Raw genomic sequence first — 18,524 nt, forward strand, 5'->3', positions numbered from 1 at the left:
AACTATCCGGCTAGCGCATTTTTAATATGCGGTAGCGCATTTCGGAAGTTGAGTAGGTTTTCTGATTTTAGTTCTTTTATATAGTTTTCTGTTACCCCGACTTTATCTATGTAGTCCTCCGCATCGCTAGCAATTATTAGCCTTGGTATATTAAGGTCTTTGCAGTCGTAATATATGCTGGAGTAATCTGTTATTATTAGGCTGTACTTCTTTATTGAGTCGTATAAATCGTCACTAAAGTCAAGTCTGTAGCTTTCTGATTCTATGGATTTTATATTGTCTTTATCTACGGGGTGTGGCCGAATTACTATTGTGATTTCATTTGATTTTAGAAATTCACGCACCTCGTTGCTGAATAATTCAGATTCCTCAATGACTTTATTTATGTCGCTCCCCGCTATTTGCATTCTATGAGTCGGGGCAAATAGAATTTCTTTTGTACTAATGTGGGGTGTGCAGTAAGTGTTCCTAGGCTGAGGTTGAATTATTATTTTGGGGCGGCTTACACTAAAGAAACGCTCGTAATCTCTTATGAGGGATTCTTGAGGGCACAAAATATAATCACAGTGCATGTAATAGCAATGTTTAAAAATCCTGTAGTAGGCGGTGAGAAGTTTTTTCTTTAAAGTGCTCTTATTTTTCCAGTCAGATGGTGGGCCGATCTCTTTTAATGGCACGCCATGCCAGAGATTGAATTTCTCTGAGCCCATTATTAATGGTGCTGCGAAATCAAATATTGAATGCGAGTAGTAAGCCCGGCAGGCGCGTAACTGGATAATTATGCCTTTTATAGAGTAGGCATAAAGGATCTCGGGATGATGCTTTCTGAGTAATGATTTATTTTTTGTGATCCAGTATTTTGATTTGTTTTTACTATGCAGGAAAGCATATTTTGAATTGTCGGATATCCTATATCCGTTCATGGAGGAATATATTTCTATTTCATTGTTTTTGGGTATTATCTGTGATGCCCAGGCTAGGGGCGATAGCAACAGAAGAGAGAGCTTCTGGAAGTTGCTCTTTCTATAGAATTTTTCATATTTCATTTAGTATGCTTACGGATTTTTTAGCTCTTATGGCTAGCACTGTAATTTCCACTGTAAGTATGGATAGGCACACATAAGAAGCTGAGGTTAAATTAAATTTTGTGATGCATAGGAGTAGAATTAGCTGAAGCACGCCGGCTAGGATTACACTTAGGTTTGCAGTTCTGGAGAATCCTAGTGCTCCTAAGAAAGGGTACCCTAAAAGAATTGAAGGGGTAGTTACGCAAAATGTTATGAGGAATATTAATAGAGAGCTTTTGCTTTCGGAGTACTCGTTTCCAAAAATTAACTCAATAACCTCTTTGCTAAATAGTGCGCCGAGGCATGCTCCTATAATGCTTAGAGTTGTAAGTGCTATTAGGATTTTTTTGAAAAGCTCGATATTTTTGTTCTTTATCATGTAAGGGTAAAGTGCTTGAGATACTGGTTGTATAAGAGACTGAGCACCTTTGTATATTTGCTCTGCTGCTGAGTAATAAGCAACTTGAAGTGGAGTAGATGCTATTCCGAGAAAAAATGCCCCCCCAGCTGTGTATGTGGCTACTGCAGCTCTGGCCCAAAAGAATTGAGTGGAATGGCTAAATGTATGCTTGATCTTCTTCCAGCTGCATCTTACCGGGCTGTAGCCAATTCTCCATAATAATACGAATGCTAGAGCAGTAGCTAGAACGGTGCTAATTCCATTCGTGATCGCGACAAGATAATAATCCGACGCTGATTTTACGAATAGAACTGTAGTTAGTAAATATGCTGCTCGAGAAGTCGTGCTATATATGGTTATAAAGCCCATTCTCTCGATTCCCTGAAATAGCCAAATTGGTTGAAATGTTTGTCCGGCTATGGGGATAAGTAATAACCAGAAATAAATTTGGTATTTTGAATATTGCTCGTTTAGCTCTATGAAAAGGGAGAGTGCTATAAATACTGGTATTAATATCAGTATTTTGCATATGATTACTGCGTAAAAAGTTTCTCTAATGTGTTGCTTGCTATTTGATTCAGCAATCTGCTGTGTTGCGGATAAGTTAAATCCGTAGTCTGTAATCGTGCAGGCTATCTGGACTATTGAAATACCAATAGCGGTTACACCAAATATCTCAGCTCCGAGAGTACGGGTTAGATAAGGGATAAGTAGAAGTGGGGAGATATAATTTATTAACTGTATTAGTAGTAGTGCGCTAGTGTTTTTAAGTAGCCTGGGTTTTTCTTTGTTCACCATTGTTGTTGTCTCTGGGGTAGTGCTGTTTCCTTTATCTTTTGATTAGGCTTGGGTGGTTGGATGTTTTTAATTTATTCTTTAGTTGTGTTGTTGATATCCCTTCTGTTCTTGGTAGATATATTACTTGGCAATATTCTTTTAGGTGGTCGAATTTTCCAGCCCAATCGTCACCAATTGCAAAAGTCGATACGCTATACTCAAATATGTCACTCTTTTTTTGATCCCAGGTGCTCTCGGGAATCGCTATGTCTACATACTTTATACTTTTAATTATTTCAATCCTCTCGTGGAAAGGTATTGCTGTTTTTTTTCCCTTTTGTAAGTTGAATTCATCAGTGGAAACGCCAACAATAAGTATGTCTCCCAATGCTTTTAGATTTCTTAGGATGTTGAGGTGTCCGATGTGGAAGAGATCAAATGTTCCGTAAGTAAGTATGGTTTTTTTCATAATTTAAAATTTTTGTAGCATGGGGTCTCTACTGGGATTTTCGAAACGCTACCGCCCTAGGATTTTTCGTTTACTCCTAAGACGTAGATGAATTACTTGAGAGAATTATCTGTGTGGCGCCGGTTAAGTTGGATTTTTGATCGAGTGACGAAGTTAACTAACAGGCTCTTATTAGGCAGTTAATCGGGGAGCTGACTTTGACTTCGCGATGAAGGATATTCAGCAAAAGTATTACCCGTTGCATTCCGTCCTTGACGAGGTAGATTGCTTCGATACCACTGGTCCCTGCCCAGTTGATAATTACCTTGTCTCCGGACTGGAGTTCGTGCTCCATGGGAACATTTCTCTGCCGCAAGTAATCGATGATGTTGTTCGAAACCGGCAACGGGTTTTCGCCAAATCGCACGATTTGGCTGACGCCTCGTGTCGAGCGAATTGGCATCCAGTTGTCCTGCTGGGTGTCCAGTTCGATGAACAGGTAACCAGGGAATAATGCTTCTTCCTGGCGCAGCCACTGGCCATTGCGCAAGCGCTCGACTTGATGTGTCGGCAACAGGCACTCGAACCCCTGGTTCTCCAGATGCTCGAGTGCACGAAAATCCTGCCTGGGCTTGCACTGGAGCAAATACCAGCGCTTATCCGTTGTTGCTTGCATATGTCCTCCATGCGGGGTGCCCCGCAGGAAAGCGTGTTCAGCTCTTGTCCGAGACGTATTCGTACTGGTAGGCATAGGCCCCGGCGCCGTAGTAATCCGCTGCGCGTCGCTCGACGCCGTTGAAGATGGCGCCCTTCAGTTCGATGCCGTTCTGTTCGAAGCGGCGGATGGTCAGCTCGATTTCTCGCTGGGCGTTCTTGGCGAAGCGGGTGACGATCAGGCTGGTGCCGGCCTGCCGGCCGACGATGGCGGCATCGGTCACCGCCAGCAGAGGGGGGGTGTCGAGGATGACCAGGTCGAATTCGGCGCTGGCCCGTTCCAGCATGTCGGTGAAGTTGGGGTGCATCAGCAGTTCCGACGGGTTGGGCGGAATCTGCCCACGGGAGATGAAGCTGAGGTTCTGCACGCTCGTGGCTTGAATGGCGCTGTCGAAGCCACAGCGGCGGATCAGCAGGTCGGAAAGGCCGCTTTGCTCACGTGCGTTGAGGATCTTGTGCAGGTAGCCCTTGCGCATATCGACATCGACCAGCAAAACGCGTTGGCCGGTTTGTGCGATCACGGCCGCCAGGTTGGCGCTGACGAAGGATTTACCCACCGAGGGGCTTGGCCCGGAGATCATCAGGCGGTTGTCGCCGGACTCCAGCATGGCGAAGTGCAGGCTGGTGCGCAGGCTGCGCAGGGACTCGACAGCAAGGTCCGTGGGGTGGCTGGTGGCCAGCAGCGGGGCGGGCTGGAACGAGCCCTTGTTGCTCTTGTTGCGCCGGTCTTCTTCGGCCTTCTGCAATGCGCTGTAAGGAATCGAGGCATACACCGGCAGGCCGAGCTGCTCGATGGCTTCAGGGGTTTCGATGCCACGGTTCATGGCCTTGCGCAGCAGCACCAGGGCGATGGCGAAGAACAGGCCCAGCAGCGTCGCAATGGCAACGATCAAGGGTTTCTTGGGTTTCACCGGTTTGGTGATATCGACATCGGCGGGGTCGATGACGCGAACGTTGCCGACGGCGCCGGCGCGCATGACGTCCAGTTCCTGGGCCTTGTTCAGCATCTGCGTATAGATAGCGGTGCTGACCTGTACGTCGCGGGTCAGGCGCAGCAGGTCCTGCTGGGTTTCCGGCAGGGCTTCGACGCGTTTGGAGAGGCCGGCCTGTTTGCTGGTCAGTTCGCCGATCTGCCGCATCAGGGCCTGGTAGGCCGGGTGCTGGCGGGTGAACTTGTGGTCCATCTCGGCCTGCTGCAGCTTCAGCTGGGAGATGCTGGTGTCCAGCGCGACGATCTGGTCCAGCAGGGCCTTGGTTTCCAGGCTGATGTCCGCCGACTTGGCGCGGGACTGGTAGCCGCTCAGGGCGTTTTCCGATTGCTCCAGGTCCTTGCGGACTTCCGGCAGTTGGCCGCGCAGGAACTCCAGGCTGGAGGCGGCTTCGGCGGAGGCTCGTTCGACGTTCTGCAGCACGTACTGCTGGCTGATGGCATCGAGTACGGCGAGGGCCTGTTCGGGCTGCTCGTCGTCCAGGGCCAGGGTGAGGATGCCGGATTCCTTGCCGGTTTCGCTGACGTTGAGGTTCTGCTGGTAGTCGAGAATCGCGCTCAGCCGCCGTTCGCGGGTGACCTTGAAGCGGGTGCCGGGATTGGCGGCCAGGGCCTCTACCTGCACCTTCACGCCGTTCTGCTCGGCGGGCTGGCCAACAGTGCCTTCCACCAGCAGGTTGTTGTCGTCGTCGAACAGGCTGTAGCGCTCGTTCTCACCGGCGATGAGCGTCAATTGCTTTTCCAGCAGTACGTCGGGTACATCGAGCTGGAAGATCTTCAGGCTTTCGCCGCCCCAGGCGAAACGGCTCATCCCCAGCAGCGCGGGCGAGATATCGCCAGGGTGCTCCGGGCTGTAGTGGCGATGAAGGAAGTTGCCGAACACCGGGAACAGCGAGGGCTGGACATCGATATCCAGTTTGAGGCTGTCCACGGCTTTGCCGATCACGCTGCGCGAGGTCAGTAGCTGGATCTCGGTGACCGCTTGCGATTGCGCACCCAGCAGGTCGCTCATGTCCGACAGGCCCGGAATGCCGGGCTTCTTCTGTTCCACCTGGAGGGTGGCGCTGGCGCGGTACACCGGCGGTGCGAGCAGGGCATAGGCTACGCCCATCACCATGAAGCCGGCGGTGATGCTGGCAATCATCCATTTGCGGTCCAGCAGGGTGCCGAAGAGGGCGAGCAGGTCGATCTCGTCATCGTCGTGCGAGGCTTGCAGCACGGGAGCTTGGGGCTTGGGCGTGTGTGGGTGTTGCATGGTGGCGGGGTCTCGGAATGTCTTAGCGGGCAGGGCGAATGCGTTTCGCCCAGGCAGCGGCGTCTTGGGCGATCAGCGCGTAGGCGTGCTCGAAGGCGGCGTCGCTCTGTCGGTAGGGGTCTGGAATTTCGCGGTCGTGCTGCCACTTTCCGAGCAGGAAGGTCTTGCCGCGAGACTCGGGAAACTGACGGAAGATGTCTTGCAGGTGGCGCTGCTCCATGGCCAGCACCAGATCGGCGGCCTGCAGCAGTTCGGCTGTCAGTTGCCGGGCGTGGTGCTCCTGAGGCTGCTGGCCATGGCGCTGGAGCGTGGCAAGGGCGCGCGGCTCGAGCGGGCGGCCGACCAGAGCCGTCAGCCCGGCGGAGGAGACATGAACGCCGGAGTCTGTCAGTTCACACTGAAGGAGATGTTCTGCTGTAGGACTGCGGCAGATGTTGCCAGCACAGACCATCAGTACCCTGTTGAACACGGTTGTCACCGCTGCATGAATCAATGAGGCCGCGAAATTAAGCCTCGCGGCCGGTCGATTCAATGCACTCCTCCCCCGGTTTCAGGGGTTTAAGAATTCTCTGAGGAGGGTTAAAGGGAATCCTGTCAAAACAATGAAAGTGCCGGACAATTCTGGTCGTTTTCTGAGCGCCTCGAACGACTGGGCAGCGCTTTCGAAAAGGGCATTTTCGAGGAGGAAGGGGTCAGCCCTGGGCGAGTTCGTTTTGGGCCGTTTCTGAGGGGAAGCGAGAGTAAAGCGCGCTCAGTGAACTGCGTAAGTGTTCACCGCAGTGCAGTTGCCGAATGCTGTGAGTATTGTGACGCAGGCGGGAAAGCGTTCCGGGGTCGCCCTTGATGAAAGCGTGAATTTCCTGGCGCGCGTGGCCGAGGTCCTGCAGGGTGGAAAGCCCCTCCGCGCTGAAAGGACCGATGCGCCGCAGTGCGATGGGAAGATCGAGCTTCGCCGCCTCCAGCACCGAGATGGGGAAGCCGTCCCACGCTGCCGTGTGGAAGTAGAGGTCGAGCCCCTTCATGTGGGCGATGACCTCGCCGCGCGGGCGCCAACCGGTCACTTCGATGCCGGCCTGGATCATCTCGGCCGTGACTTGGGCGTCCCCGCCACCGATCCACTTGAAGTGCGCAACGTCCGCGCAGCCCTCTGCCAGCGCGCGGAAATACTCGTGGCCCTTCTGCCGACTGATGCGCCCGACCATGCCGATCACCGGCTTGCTGGTAAGGCTGTGGATCGCCGGCACTTCCGGGAGGTCGTCGCAGATGTTCACCAGGCCCAGGGTATGCCCCGGCTCGATCAGTTCCCCGGCGATGCGCTGTTCGTCCAGGCCGCAGCCGGCAATCACCGCCGTGCGCTTCGCCAGCAGCGATTCGATGGCCCGGTAGGCCTTGAGCATCATGGGGTGGTCGCCGCGCAGGAAGGCGAAGCCGTGGGGGGTGTAGACGATCTTCTTTGCGGGAATGAAGGGCAGGGCGCGGATCAGGGCGCCGGCATAGGTGCTGTGCAGATGGATGACATCCGGCTGCACACGATCGATGTACGGCTTCACCCGGGCGAGGCTGGAAAGACGGCGGGGCACCAGTTCCATGTGCTTGAACAGGCCCTGGCTTTCCTCTCCCGTGGTGTCGCCCTTGCGCACTGAGGCCAGCAGGTAGTGTTCATGCTGCTGGGAGTTGAGGATGTAGGAGTTGATGGCCGAGGTGACGCCGCCGCCAAAGGACTCGGTGATGTGCAGGATCTTCATAAAGCGATGTAGGCCCCTGGAAAATTACTTGTCGTAACTGGGAGACCAAACAGCTGAATATGGTCTTGCTGGGCTAGAGCGTAGCCTTTTTTATCATCGGTTTGTAAGGTTTTCTGACGCTTTTGTCGGGAAGACAGTTATTCGTCAAATTACCGGCGAATTCGCAGTCGATCGCCCCAGGGAGCTACCGCGGACTCGATCAGCGCATACGCGCGCTCGAAGGCATCTGGGCCTTTGCGATAAGGGTCCGGAATCTCCTGGTCGGTCTGCCACTTGCCCAGCAGGAAGGTCTTGCCGCGAGCCTCGGGGGCCAGGCGGATAACGCTCTGGATCTGCGATTGCTCCATCACCAGGACGAGGTTGGCCTCGTGGACCAGTTCGGCGGTGAGCTGGCGGGCGCGGTGCGGTTGGGGGTGGTGGCCGTGACGGCGAAGGGTGGCGAGGGCGGTGTTGTCGATGGAGTGGCCGACCAGCGCGCTGAGCCCGGCGGAGGCCACGGCGATGTCGCTGCCCTGCAGGGACTCGCGCAGCAGGTGTTCGGCGATGGGGCTGCGGCAGATGTTGCCGACGCAGACGATCAGAATCCTGTTGAACACGGGGAGCGTCCCTGACCGCGACCGAGGGTAGATCGTCAGAAATCTATCGGTCGCGGTGCGGGGGCGTCAAGCAGCCGGCAGGAGGGCGGATCAGCCCTGGCTGGCAGCCGGGGGCTCGGTGGGGGAGCTTTCTTCCTGGGGTGGTCGCTCCAGGGCAACCTGGCGGATGGACAGTCGGATCTCCGCCGGCAGCACGCGCTTGGCGGCACCTTCGGCCAGTTCGCCGAGCAGCTCGTGGTAGCTCAGCTTGCCGTGCTCGTCCTTGCGCAGCACGCCTTCGTCCAGCAGGGTCTGGATGAAGTGGCGGAACAGGCTCTTGTCGAAGAATTCCGGGGCGTTGAGACCGTGGAGGACTGACAGGCGCTGGGCCATCACGGTGCAGAGGTTCTCCAGTTCCTCGGCGGTGAGCTGCTTCTGCCCGGCGTTGAGCACCAGCGAGATGGACATGTAGAAGCGTTGCAGGGTCTGTGCGATAGCGCGGGCCAGCAGGGTCAGCAGCACGTACTGGCGCGAGCTGGGCGGCGGGCGGATGAAGGTGTCGTTCTCCTGCCTGAGCAGTTCGCTGGTGACCATGGCTTGCAGCCACTGATCGACCACGGCGTCCAGCTCGTCCAGGCTCCAGCGGATGAACAGTTCGGCCTGCAGGTACGGGTACAGCGCGCGGGTGTAGCGCAGCAGTTGCTCGCGACTGATCCGCCCGCTGTTCTGGAAGAAGCTGGCGATCAGCGCCGGCAGGGCGAAGATGTGCAGCACGTTGTTGCGGTAGTAGGTCATCAGCACCGCGTTCTGCTCGTCGAGGTAGCAGATGCGGCCGAGGGCGTCCTTCTGCTCGCTGAGCAGGTTCATGCTCTTCACGTACTCGATCAGCTCGTGGCCGTCGCCCTCGGGCAGCGTGGCGCTGGGCGAGTAGGGCACCTTGCGCAGCAGGTCGAGGTAGAGGTCGATCACCCGAGCCAGGGCGGTTTCGTCCAGGGCCAGGCGGGTGGTGGAGAGCAGCGCCAGGGCGACCAGGTTCACCGGGTTGATCGCTGCAGCGTCGTTGAGATGACGGGCGACGTCGCGGGCCAGGTGGTTGGTGGTTTCCGACAGCCACGCCGGACGGTATTCCGGCCCCAGTTCCTGCTGGCGCCAGTCCGGCTGCTGCTGGTCGAGGAAGTCGTCGAGGTGGATCGGCTCGCCGAAGTTCACCCAGACCTGGCCGAAGCGCTGCTTCAGTGCGCCGACGACCTTGAAGATGTCGAAGATAGACTCCTTCTTCTTCGTCGCGCCGCGCAGTTCGCCCAGGTAGGTGCGGCCTTCGAGCACGCGCTCGTAGCCGATGTACACGGGGACGAAGACGATGGGCCGGCGCGAGTCGCGCAGGAAGCTGCGCAGGGTGATCGCCAGCATCCCGGTGCGCGGGTGCAGCATGCGCCCAGTGCGGGAGCGGCCGCCTTCCACGAAGTACTCGGTGGAGAAACCGCGGCTGAACAGCGTGTGCAGGTATTCGTTGAATACCGCGGTGTACAGCTGGTTGCCCTTGAAGCTGCGGCGCATGAAGAAGGCACCGCCACGACGCAGGATCGAGCCCACCACCGGCATGTTGAGGTTGATGCCGGCGGCGATGTGCGGCGGGGTCAGGCCGTTGCGGAATAGCAGGTAGGACAGCAGCAGGTAGTCGATGTGGCTGCGGTGGCAGGGCACGTAGACGATCTCGTGGCCCTGGGCGACTTCCTGCACGCGCTCGATGTGGTTGACCTTCACGCCCTCGTAGAGCTTGTTCCAGAACCAGGTCAGGGTCACTTCGAGGAAGCGGATCACCGGGTAGGAAACATCCGCGGCGATTTCGTTGGCGTAGCGCAGGGCAGCGGCCTCGGCCTTGTCCTGGGAGATCTTCTGGGTATCGCATTCTTCCTGGATCGCCTGCCGCACCAGCGGCGCGCGCAGCAGGCCCTTGACCAGGGTGCGGCGGTGGGAGAGGTCCGGGCCGATTACCGCGGTCTTCTGGTTGCGGAAGTGCACCCGCAGGATGCGCTGGACCATGCGCAGGGTGCGCTCGTGGCCCTTGTTTTGTTCTACCAGTTCGCGCAGGTGGATGGGCGCGGAGAACTGAACGCGGGTCTTGCGGCCGAGGATGAGGATGCGCGCCAGTTTGCGCAGGCGGCCGGTGACGGCCCAGTTGTCGGCGAACAGCAGCTTCCAGGCGCTCTTCTCGCTGTCCGGGGATTGCCCCCAGAACACGCTGACCGGAACGATCTGCGCATCGTCGATGCCGTTCTGGCCGATGGCGCCGAGCATGCGCACCAGCGCTGGCGGCGCGCCGCGCTTGTCCTGGCGGCCGAGCCAGTCGGGCTCGGGCGTCAGGTAGAAGAAGGCCGCCGGCTCGATGGATTCCCCCACTGCCACCGGCATCACCGGACGCGGCAGGCCGGCCTTGCGGCACTCGGTATCGACCACGGCAAGGTCGGTCACCGAGGGCTGCTGCAGGACGTAGAGGACCGGTTTGCTGCGGTCGATCTTCAGGCTGAAGGCCGACTGGTTGATGGTTTCCGAGCGCACCCAGAGGTACAGCAGGCGGCGCAGGGCACCAAAACCGAAGCGGCGGAACGGGTAACGAGGCATACAGGCCCTATGGCTGGCGTAGGTAAAACGAGCGATTGCTCAGGCCGGCTAGTTTGCCGGATTAGACCCCCGCCAGCAAAGTCACGAGCGCTTGGTCGGCGCGGGCGGACACCCCGTGGACTGCGGCTATCCTGCCATTTAGGGGATGACATTCTATGGAGGTTCCGCGATGCGTACGTTCACCTGGGGATGCCTGCTCGCCTTGTCGGTTGTGCTGCCCGTCGCGGCCCAGACCGTTGTCCCGCTCAAGGGCCAGAGCAGCCAGCAGATGCAGCAGGACATGACTGAGTGCAACAGCGTCGCCGCCAACGCGGCGAGCAGCGCCACCAGCAGTTCCGATCCGAATGTCGGCGGCCGGGTTCGCGGCGCGGCAAGGGGTGCGGCGGCCGGCGCTGTGGCGGCGGAAGTGCGTGGGCAGCGGCATGATGAGGTTTACGATCGCGCCAGTGACGATGCCAAGCAGCAGTACCGGCAGAACCGTGCTGGCGACGTGGCGGCGGCGGGTGCCGTAGTGGGCGCTTCGCGCCAGCGCCAGGACCGCCGGGAGGACCGCCGCACCCAGAGCGAGGCGCAGAACACTGCCAGTGCCAGCGCCTACAGTGGTTGCCTGCAGGGGCGGGGCTACCAGGTCAGCCCCTGAGCGCGCGAGTCCTCTGATGGTGCACGACTGACCGCGCATGAGTGCGGTCAGTGGGGTATTTCATGGCCGTTATTCATCGGGCCCAATGGATTGGCGGACTGCCAATTCAGCAGATAAATGATTGGGCATATTGCCGCGGCAGAAACTGCAGGGCGCACTCCGACTGCTTCTGAAAGACATTTCCGTAGGTTGCCGAAAACGGATCAACGGGAACGAAACTACCCGCCGTAAATGCGCGAAAGTGCGAAAGGGTCCACGTTCGAAACACTTTCGTTACGCAGGGTAACGAGCACCAAAATGGCTCTGCAGGCCCCGAAAAATGGCACTTTGGCCTGATTGGTCATAGGCTCGGGAAGCTGATGAAAAAGTGCTTTTCAGCTGTAACTTTTGATTTATATACTCGGGAGCGCTGTCGCCCTTGGGCGTTATTCGAATTACCTTCCTACGTGCCTTTCGGCGCGGGTTGGATGATAAGGAAAGCGTTCAGCCGGCGACTGCCGAAGTCCTCATTCCCGGGGGCCATCCAAAAATAATAGGCAAGTTGGAGAGTGTGGTAATGGCTGATCGTGAGGTCGGAACCGTCAAGTGGTTCAATGACGCCAAAGGTTATGGATTCATTCAACGCGATAGCGGTCCGGACGTATTCGTTCACTACCGTGCCATTCGTGGCGATGGTCACCGCTCCCTGGTCGAAGGCCAGAAAGTGGAGTTCTCGGTGATCCAGGGTCAGAAAGGCCTCCAGGCAGAAGACGTGTCGAAGGTCTGAGCCCCCGAAATCAAAGGCCCGTCCAATGGACGGGCCTTTGATTTTCACTCTCTGCCGGCACGGTTTCAGCCCGTGCGCCAGGTAATCTCTTCGACGCCCGCGGCGGTCACTTTCAGCCAGCGGTCGGCGTCTTCCTCGCCCTGATCCTCGCTCCAGCTACCCGGTGCGCAGCGCACCTCCACTTCCAGAGCAGCGCAGGCATCGCGGGCGCAGGCGACATCGTCGTCCCACGGGGTCTTGTCGCTGTCCAGGAACAGGCTGTTCCACTTGCCCACGGCCTTGGGCAGCCAGGTGGCGGGAATGCTGCCGGCGGTGCACTTGAAGGTCTCACCCTGGGCGCGCCATTCGGAGCAGGGGCCAAGAGCCTTCTCCAGCCAGGCGCCGACGGCGGCCTGGTCGGCATCCTTGATGTAGATCTCGATATCCGGTTGGCGCATGGCGTCCTCGTCAGGGTTCTTGGCGTTCCAGCCAATCGTAGCGTACCGCGACCGTCACCTCGAAGGGCTCGGCAAGGATGCGCTCGCGCCGCTCGGGGTTGACCCGCCAGCCGTGGGGCGTCATCGCCAGCAAGTGCTCGCGGGCTTCGCGGGTGTGCAGCGGCAGCTTGAAGCTCAGTTGTTCGCTGTGCGCCAGTTTCAGCTCTTCGGGCAGGTCGGCGAGGTGCTTGTCCTCGACGTACTCGCGAACTTCGTCGTACAGGCGCTGGCGCAGTTCCAGCAGGTGGTCGCGCGCCGGGCCCAGGCGCAGCACGCCGCCGCCGGGAGTGAGCAGGCGAGCCGCTTCCTTCCAGTCGATCGGGCTGAACACGCTGGCCAGCAGCTGGCAGGAAGCCTCGGCCAGCGGCACGCGGGCCATGCTGGCGACCATCCAGGTCAGCTGCGGAGCGCGCTTGCAGGCGCGTTTGACAGCCTCGCGGGAGATATCCAGCGCATAGCCGTCGGCCTGCGGCAGGGCTTCACCCAGTTGCGCGGTGTAGTAACCCTCGCCGCAACCGATATCCAGCCAGCGCCCCGGAGCGCGCTCAGCGGCCAGCTCTGCCAGGCGTCTGGCCAGCGGAGCATAGTGGCCGGCACCGAGGAAGTGCCGGCGCGCCTCGACCATGGCGGCGTTGTCGCCCGGATCGAGGCTCTTTTTATGCTGCACCGGCAGCAGGTTCAGGTAACCCTGGCGGGCGCGGTCGAAGCGATGGCCAGCGGAGCAGGCGACACCGTTGTCGACCTCGGTCAGCGCCTCGCGGCACAGCGGACAGATCAGCATCCTTTCTTCCCTTGCGGCGGCGGCACCAGCGGCTGCGGCAAGTCATTACGCAGCACGGTGGGCAGGGAACGGCGGCGCTGGGCGATCTGGTACACGCGCAGGGAATAACGACGCTCGGCGGCTGGCGCGGGCGGCGGGGTGTCGGGCTGTACGGCGCCCAGGCAGAAGCCTTTGTTCGGTCCACTCATGCCAGCAGTCGCACCAGGGTCTGGTAATAGATTTCGGTCAGTACATCGAGGTCGCTGGCCAGCACGCGTTCGTCCACCTGGTGGATGGTGGCGTTCACTGGGCCGAGCTCGACCACCTGGGTACCCATGGTGGCGATGAAGCGGCCGTCGGAGGTGCCGCCGGAGGTCGACGGCGTGGTCTCGCGGCCGGTGACCGCGCGGATCGCCGCCGCCACGCCATCGAGCAGCTCACCCGGTTGGGTGAGGAACGGCAGGCCGGACAGCGCCCAGTCGATGTGCCAGTCCAGGCCGTGCTTGTCGAGGATCGCAGCGACGCGTTGCTGCAGGCCTTCGACGGTGGATTCGGTGGAGAAGCGGAAGTTGAAGATCACCTTCAGCTCGCCGGGGATCACGTTGGTCGCGCCGGTGCCGCCATTGATGTTGGAGATCTGGAAGCTGGTCGGCGGGAAGTAGTCGTTGCCGTTGTCCCAGTGCTCGGTGGCCAGTTCGGCCAGGGCCGGGGCGGCGAGGTGGATCGGGTTCTTCGCCAGGTGCGGGTAGGCCACGTGGCCTTGCTTGCCGCGCACGCTGAGGGTGGCGCCGAGGGAGCCGCGACGACCGTTCTTGACGATGTCACCGACCAGGGTGGTGCTCGACGGTTCGCCGACGATGCACCAGTCCAGGCGCTCGTTACGGGCCTTCAGGCGCTCGACCACGGCCTTGGTACCATGATGGGCCGGGCCTTCCTCGTCGCTGGTGATCAGGTAGGCGATGCTGCCGCGGTGGTCCGGATGGTCGGCGACGAAGCGCTCGGTGGCGACGATCATCGACGCCAGGCTGCCTTTCATGTCTGCCGCACCACGGCCGCAGAGCATGCCGTCGGCGTCGATCAGGGCGTCGAACGGCTGGTGCTGCCAGGCCTGCTCGGGGCCGGTGGGGACCACGTCGGTGTGGCCGGCGAAGCACAGCACGGGGCCGTTGGCGCCGTCGCGCCCCTGGCGCAGGGCCCAGAAGTTATCCACCTCTTCGATGCGCATGGGCTCCAGGGCGAAGCCGCAGGCGTCCAGGCGCTGCATCATCATCTGCTGGCAGTCGGCATCGACCGGTGTGACGGAGGGACGGCGAATCAGCTCGCAGGCGAGGGCCAGTGTCGGCGAGAGGGGCATTGAGGGCATCCTGGGGGTGGAACGGAAAAAGGCGCCCATCTTAAAGCAAAAACGCCGGCGCATGGCCGGCGTTCTTGGTAGCGGATAAGCGGTGCAGCTCAACCTGTAGAAGCACGCTCGCTCCTGCAGGCCTCGGTCTTTCTTAGGATGGGTATCGCTTCGCTCCACGCCATCCTACGTTCGAGTTCAGCTGGCTGGTGCGGCGTCGGCTACCGGTGCTTCCTGGGCCTTGGGTGCGGCGGACAGCAGCGCCATCACCAGGGCGGCGAGGTAGGGCAGCGACTGCACCAGCAGCATGGCTACCCAGAACATCATGTCGCGGCTCGGCACGCCCTGCACCAGCACGATGCCCAGCGCCGCGCCCCACAGCAGCAGCATGATGAATACCTCCTCACGGGCTTCGGCCAGTGCGACCAGCAGGCCGTGGTTGGAGGCCATCTTCGGCGTGCGGAAGAACGGGATGGTCTTGGTGAACGTCCCGTAGAGCACCGCCTTGGCGATAGTGTGGGACAGCGCAAGGCCGGCCACCGCCGCCTGGAACGAGCGCAACAGGTCGACGCCCACCGCGCGGCGGTAGAGGAACATGATCTTGCCGAACTTGAAGAAGAACAGCGCCAGCGGCGGGATGGCGAAGATCAGCAGCGGCGGGTCGACCCGCTTGGGTACGATGATCATCGCCGAGGACCAGAGCAGCGCGCCGACGGTGAAGAAGATGTTCATGCCATCGGCGATCCACGGCAGCCAGCCGGCGATGAAGTGGTAGCGCTGGCCGAGGGTGAGCTTGCTGTCCTTGCCCTGGAACAGCGCGCGGGCGTGGCCCTTCATGATCTGGATGGCGCCGTAGGCCCAGCGGAAGCGCTGCTTCTTGTAGTCGATGAAGGTGTCGGGCATTACGCCCTTGCCGAAGCTCTGGTGCGAGTAGGCGGCCGAATAGCCTTTCTCGAACACCCGCAGGCCCAGTTCGGCGTCCTCGCAGATGGTCCAGTCGGCCCACTTCAGCTCGTCCATCACGGTCCGCCGGATCATCGTCATGGTGCCGTGCTGGATGATCGCGTCGCGGTCGTTGCGGGTGACCATGCCGATGTGGAAGAAGCCCTTGTACTCGGCGTAGCAGAGCTTCTTGAAGACGTTTTCCTCGCCGTCGTGGTAGTCCTGCGGGGACTGCACCACGGCGATCTTCGGATCACTGAAGTGCGGCACCATCTGCTTGAGCCAGTTCGGCTCGACGCAGTAGTCGGCGTCGATCACCGCCACGACTTCGACGTCCGGTGCGGTGTGCGGCAGGATGTAGTTCAGCGCGCCGCCCTTGAAGCCGGCCAGCGGTGCGACGTGGAAGAAGCGGAAGCGCGGGCCGAGGACTTCGCAGTAGTCGCGCACCGGTTCCCAGACCGCCGGGTCCTTGGTGTTGTTGTCGATGATCAGGACTTCGAAGTCCGGATAGTCGAGCCTGGACAGCGCATCCAGGGTCTTCTTCATCATTTCAGGTGGTTCGTTGTAGCAGGGCACGTGCACCGAGACCTTGGGCCGGTAGCCGGTATCGGTGAGGACCGGATCGAACGGCCGGCGGCGCTTGCGTACCCAAACGGTCTCGGCGAGTTCGTGGGCCTCGGTCAGCAGGACGATGAACACGCCCAGCGCGCCGATGCCCAGCAGGCCGCCGACGGTCATGCTGAACCAGGTGCTGTACTGCTGGCTGTAGTCGTAGGCGATCCACACCAGCACCGAACCGCCGGCGAAGGCGACCACGGTGAGGAAGGTCCGCCCGCGCTGGCGCAGGGCGCTGCCGTCGATCATCAGCAGGGTCAGGGCGAGCAGCGCCATCACCACCGAGGCGACTGCCAGGGCGCGCCACTGCGGGATGTTGACTACCGGTCCGTCGAAGTTGAACTTCGGTTGGCGCTGGGCGTTGTAGACGCCCCAGTAGGCGCCCACCGAGCCTTCGTCGCCGACTTTCCACGGCTGGTCGAAGGCCTCGACGACGAAGTAGTTGTAGCCGCGCTTGTTCAGTGCGTTGGTCAGCGTGCGCAGGTAGATGGCCTGGTCCGCCTGGGTGGCGTCGGCGCCGCCGCGCATGCGGCCGTTGCTCGGCCAGCCGACTTCGGCCAGCAGCAGCGGCTTGCGCGGGAACTTGGCGCGCAGTTCCTTGGCGCGTTCGAGGACGAACGGGATGGCATCGTTCATCGCCGTGTATTCCCAGTAGGGCAGCACGTGGGCGGCGATCAGGTCGACGTGCTTGGCCATCTCCGGGTACTTCTCGTAGATGTGCCACTGCTCGGCGGTGGTCACCGGCACCTTCACCGCCTTGCGCACGCGGTCCAGGTAGGCCGTCAGTTGCTCGACCGTGACCTCGCGGCGGAACAGCGCTTCGTTGCCGACTATCACCCGCACCACGCTGCGCGAGTTGTTGGCGATCTCGATGCCGCGTTCGATCTCGGCCTCGTTCTCGGCCTCGTCCGGGCCGATCCAGATGCCGAGGCTGACGCGCATGCCCAGTTCTTCGGCCAGGCGCGGGATGTCGGCCAGCGAGCCCTTCACCGAGTAGGTGCGGATGTTGTCAGTGCTCTTGGAGACCAGTTCCAGGTCCGAACGGATCTCGTCGTCGCTGGGGAACTGGTTCTTCTGCGGATTCTGGTTCAGGCGGAAGGGCGAGAAGGAGAATCCGGAAATGCTTTCCGGCCAGTCGGGAACGCTGACGGGGCGGTTGTAGAGGGCCCAGAAGCCGGTGAAGAGTGCCGCGAGGGCAACGAACACCACCAGGTTGAGGCCGAACTTGCGTGCAGGCATGGTGCGATCGGGTTCCAAAGGGTGGAACGGGGAGGGGCCGGGACAATCTCTGTACGGGACAGCTCGGTCGGGGCGCATCCTACCCCGCACTCCGGGGGCTGTACAGGTTGCCGGCGCCGTCCGCCGCGTGGGCGTTCGTGGGCATTTTCCGACAGTTTAGAATGTGTGGCAGGCGCGTGACTGAGACTGCGGCAATCCGGCTTTGTTGCAGGACGGCCCTGGCCGATTGTTATAGGGGCGCGGTCGTTACAGGGGCCCGGTCGTTATAGAATGCCGGCCGTTTCGAGATGAGGTGTGGGCGATGCAACTGGATGAACAGCGTTTCGGCGGAATCGCGCGGCTTTACGGCCGTGAGGGCCTGGAGCGACTGGCGGCCAGCCATGTGGCGGTGGTCGGGATCGGCGGCGTGGGCTCCTGGGCGGCTGAGGCCCTGGCGCGCAGCGGCGTGGGCGAGATTTCGCTGTTCGACCTGGACGACGTCTGCGTCACCAACACCAACCGCCAGGTGCATGCCATCCAGGGCGCCGTGGGCAAGCCCAAGGTCGAGGTCATGGCCGAGCGCCTGAAGGCGATCAACCCGGGCATCGTCGTGCACGCCGTAGCCGATTTCGTCACCCGCGAGACCATGGCGGACTACATCACCCCCGAACTGGACTGCGTGATCGACTGCATCGACAGCGTCGCCGCCAAGGCCGCGCTGATTGCCTGGTGCAAGCGCCGCAAGCTGCAGATCATCACCACCGGTGGCGCGGGCGGGCAGGTGGACCCGACGCAGATCCAGGTCGCCGACCTGAACAAGACCTTCAACGACCCGCTGGCCGCCAAGGTTCGCTCGACACTGCGTCGCGACTACAACTTCTCGCGCACGCCGGGCCGGCATTACAGCGTGCAATGCGTGTTTTCCACCGAACAGCTGCGCTATCCGAAGCCGGACGGCACCGTGTGCCAGTCCAAGAGCTTTGTCGGCGAGGGCGTGAAGCTGGACTGCGCCGGTGGTTTCGGCGCAGTGATGATGGTGACCGCGACCTTCGGCATGGTCGCGGCGGCGCGGGCCGTGGACAAGATTGTCGCGGGTGCGCGGCGGCCTTCGGAGCGCGTTGCGGGCTGACCGTTACCTTGTAGGAGTGGGCCATGCCCACGATCGCGCGCATGG

17 protein-coding genes are annotated in these 18,524 nt (G+C 60.2%); 3 read left to right on the top strand and 14 right to left on the bottom strand.

The window, feature by feature from the left end; translation table 11 throughout:
• Positions 1-2: 2 nt before the first annotated feature.
• The 9 genes from IB255_RS09135 to plsB form a co-directional block, all read right to left on the bottom strand.
• The gene (locus IB255_RS09135; RefSeq protein WP_081517863.1) at positions 3-1,046 is read right to left on the bottom strand and encodes a CDP-glycerol glycerophosphotransferase family protein; all 1,044 of its coding nucleotides are present in this window, start codon (positions 1,044-1,046) and stop codon (positions 3-5) included.
• The gene (locus IB255_RS09140; protein WP_192210121.1) at positions 1,036-2,265 is read right to left on the bottom strand and encodes an oligosaccharide flippase family protein; all 1,230 of its coding nucleotides are present in this window, start codon (positions 2,263-2,265) and stop codon (positions 1,036-1,038) included. The genes IB255_RS09135 and IB255_RS09140 overlap by 11 nt, the downstream gene beginning before the upstream one ends.
• Positions 2,266-2,296: 31 nt before the next feature.
• Positions 2,297-2,713, bottom strand: coding sequence for an adenylyltransferase/cytidyltransferase family protein (locus tag IB255_RS09145; protein WP_081517865.1), 417 nt, complete (start codon positions 2,711-2,713; stop codon positions 2,297-2,299).
• A 157-nt stretch (positions 2,714-2,870) separates the two neighbouring features.
• Positions 2,871-3,368: a transcription/translation regulatory transformer protein RfaH gene (gene rfaH, locus IB255_RS09150; protein ID WP_081517866.1), complete on the bottom strand. Its 498-nt coding sequence runs from the start codon at positions 3,366-3,368 to the stop codon at positions 2,871-2,873.
• A gap of 37 nt (positions 3,369-3,405) precedes the next feature.
• Positions 3,406-5,649, bottom strand: a complete 2,244-nt coding sequence (locus IB255_RS09155) for a polysaccharide biosynthesis tyrosine autokinase (RefSeq protein WP_081517867.1) — start codon at positions 5,647-5,649, stop codon at positions 3,406-3,408.
• A 22-nt stretch (positions 5,650-5,671) separates the two neighbouring features.
• Positions 5,672-6,118: a low molecular weight protein-tyrosine-phosphatase gene (locus tag IB255_RS09160; protein ID WP_081518180.1), complete on the bottom strand. Its 447-nt coding sequence runs from the start codon at positions 6,116-6,118 to the stop codon at positions 5,672-5,674.
• A gap of 223 nt (positions 6,119-6,341) precedes the next feature.
• Positions 6,342-7,394, bottom strand: coding sequence for a glycosyltransferase family 4 protein (locus IB255_RS09165; RefSeq protein ID WP_081517868.1), 1,053 nt, complete (start codon positions 7,392-7,394; stop codon positions 6,342-6,344).
• A 149-nt stretch (positions 7,395-7,543) separates the two neighbouring features.
• A complete protein-coding gene (locus tag IB255_RS09170) occupies positions 7,544-7,990 on the bottom strand; it encodes a low molecular weight protein-tyrosine-phosphatase (RefSeq protein ID WP_081517869.1) in 447 nt (148 codons plus the stop codon).
• 90 nt (positions 7,991-8,080) lie between these two features.
• Positions 8,081-10,591: a glycerol-3-phosphate 1-O-acyltransferase PlsB gene (gene plsB / locus IB255_RS09175; RefSeq protein WP_081517870.1), complete on the bottom strand. Its 2,511-nt coding sequence runs from the start codon at positions 10,589-10,591 to the stop codon at positions 8,081-8,083.
• A 169-nt stretch (positions 10,592-10,760) separates the two neighbouring features.
• Here plsB and IB255_RS09180 point away from each other — a divergent pair, with 169 nt between their 5' ends.
• Positions 10,761-11,231: a YMGG-like glycine zipper-containing protein gene (locus IB255_RS09180; protein ID WP_081517871.1), complete on the top strand. Its 471-nt coding sequence runs from the start codon at positions 10,761-10,763 to the stop codon at positions 11,229-11,231.
• 556 nt (positions 11,232-11,787) lie between these two features.
• Positions 11,788-11,997, top strand: coding sequence for a cold-shock protein (locus tag IB255_RS09185; protein ID WP_045209986.1), 210 nt, complete (start codon positions 11,788-11,790; stop codon positions 11,995-11,997).
• A gap of 65 nt (positions 11,998-12,062) precedes the next feature.
• Here the strand turns inward: IB255_RS09185 and IB255_RS09190 are convergent, their stop codons facing one another.
• From IB255_RS09190 to IB255_RS09210, 5 genes are all read right to left on the bottom strand, one after another.
• Positions 12,063-12,434: a hypothetical protein gene (locus tag IB255_RS09190; RefSeq protein ID WP_081517872.1), complete on the bottom strand. Its 372-nt coding sequence runs from the start codon at positions 12,432-12,434 to the stop codon at positions 12,063-12,065.
• A gap of 10 nt (positions 12,435-12,444) precedes the next feature.
• Positions 12,445-13,254: a putative RNA methyltransferase gene (locus IB255_RS09195; protein ID WP_081517873.1), complete on the bottom strand. Its 810-nt coding sequence runs from the start codon at positions 13,252-13,254 to the stop codon at positions 12,445-12,447.
• On the bottom strand, positions 13,248-13,442 hold the full coding sequence (locus tag IB255_RS09200; protein ID WP_081517874.1) for a hypothetical protein: 195 nt from the start codon (positions 13,440-13,442) through the stop codon (positions 13,248-13,250). Before IB255_RS09200 ends, IB255_RS09195 begins: the two co-directional genes overlap by 7 nt.
• Entirely contained in the window at positions 13,439-14,596 is a 1,158-nt protein-coding gene (gene dapE, locus IB255_RS09205; RefSeq protein ID WP_177429483.1) for a succinyl-diaminopimelate desuccinylase, read from the bottom strand. Before dapE ends, IB255_RS09200 begins: the two co-directional genes overlap by 4 nt.
• A gap of 177 nt (positions 14,597-14,773) precedes the next feature.
• Entirely contained in the window at positions 14,774-17,371 is a 2,598-nt protein-coding gene (locus tag IB255_RS09210) for a glycosyltransferase (RefSeq protein ID WP_081517876.1), read from the bottom strand.
• Positions 17,372-17,672: 301 nt separating this feature from the next.
• Here IB255_RS09210 and tcdA point away from each other — a divergent pair, with 301 nt between their 5' ends.
• Positions 17,673-18,479: a tRNA cyclic N6-threonylcarbamoyladenosine(37) synthase TcdA gene (gene tcdA, locus IB255_RS09215; protein ID WP_081517877.1), complete on the top strand. Its 807-nt coding sequence runs from the start codon at positions 17,673-17,675 to the stop codon at positions 18,477-18,479.
• Positions 18,480-18,524: the final 45 nt, after the last annotated feature.

The organism is Pseudomonas sp. PDM22, from assembly GCF_014851965.1.
In the GTDB taxonomy this organism is placed as follows: domain Bacteria; phylum Pseudomonadota; class Gammaproteobacteria; order Pseudomonadales; family Pseudomonadaceae; genus Pseudomonas.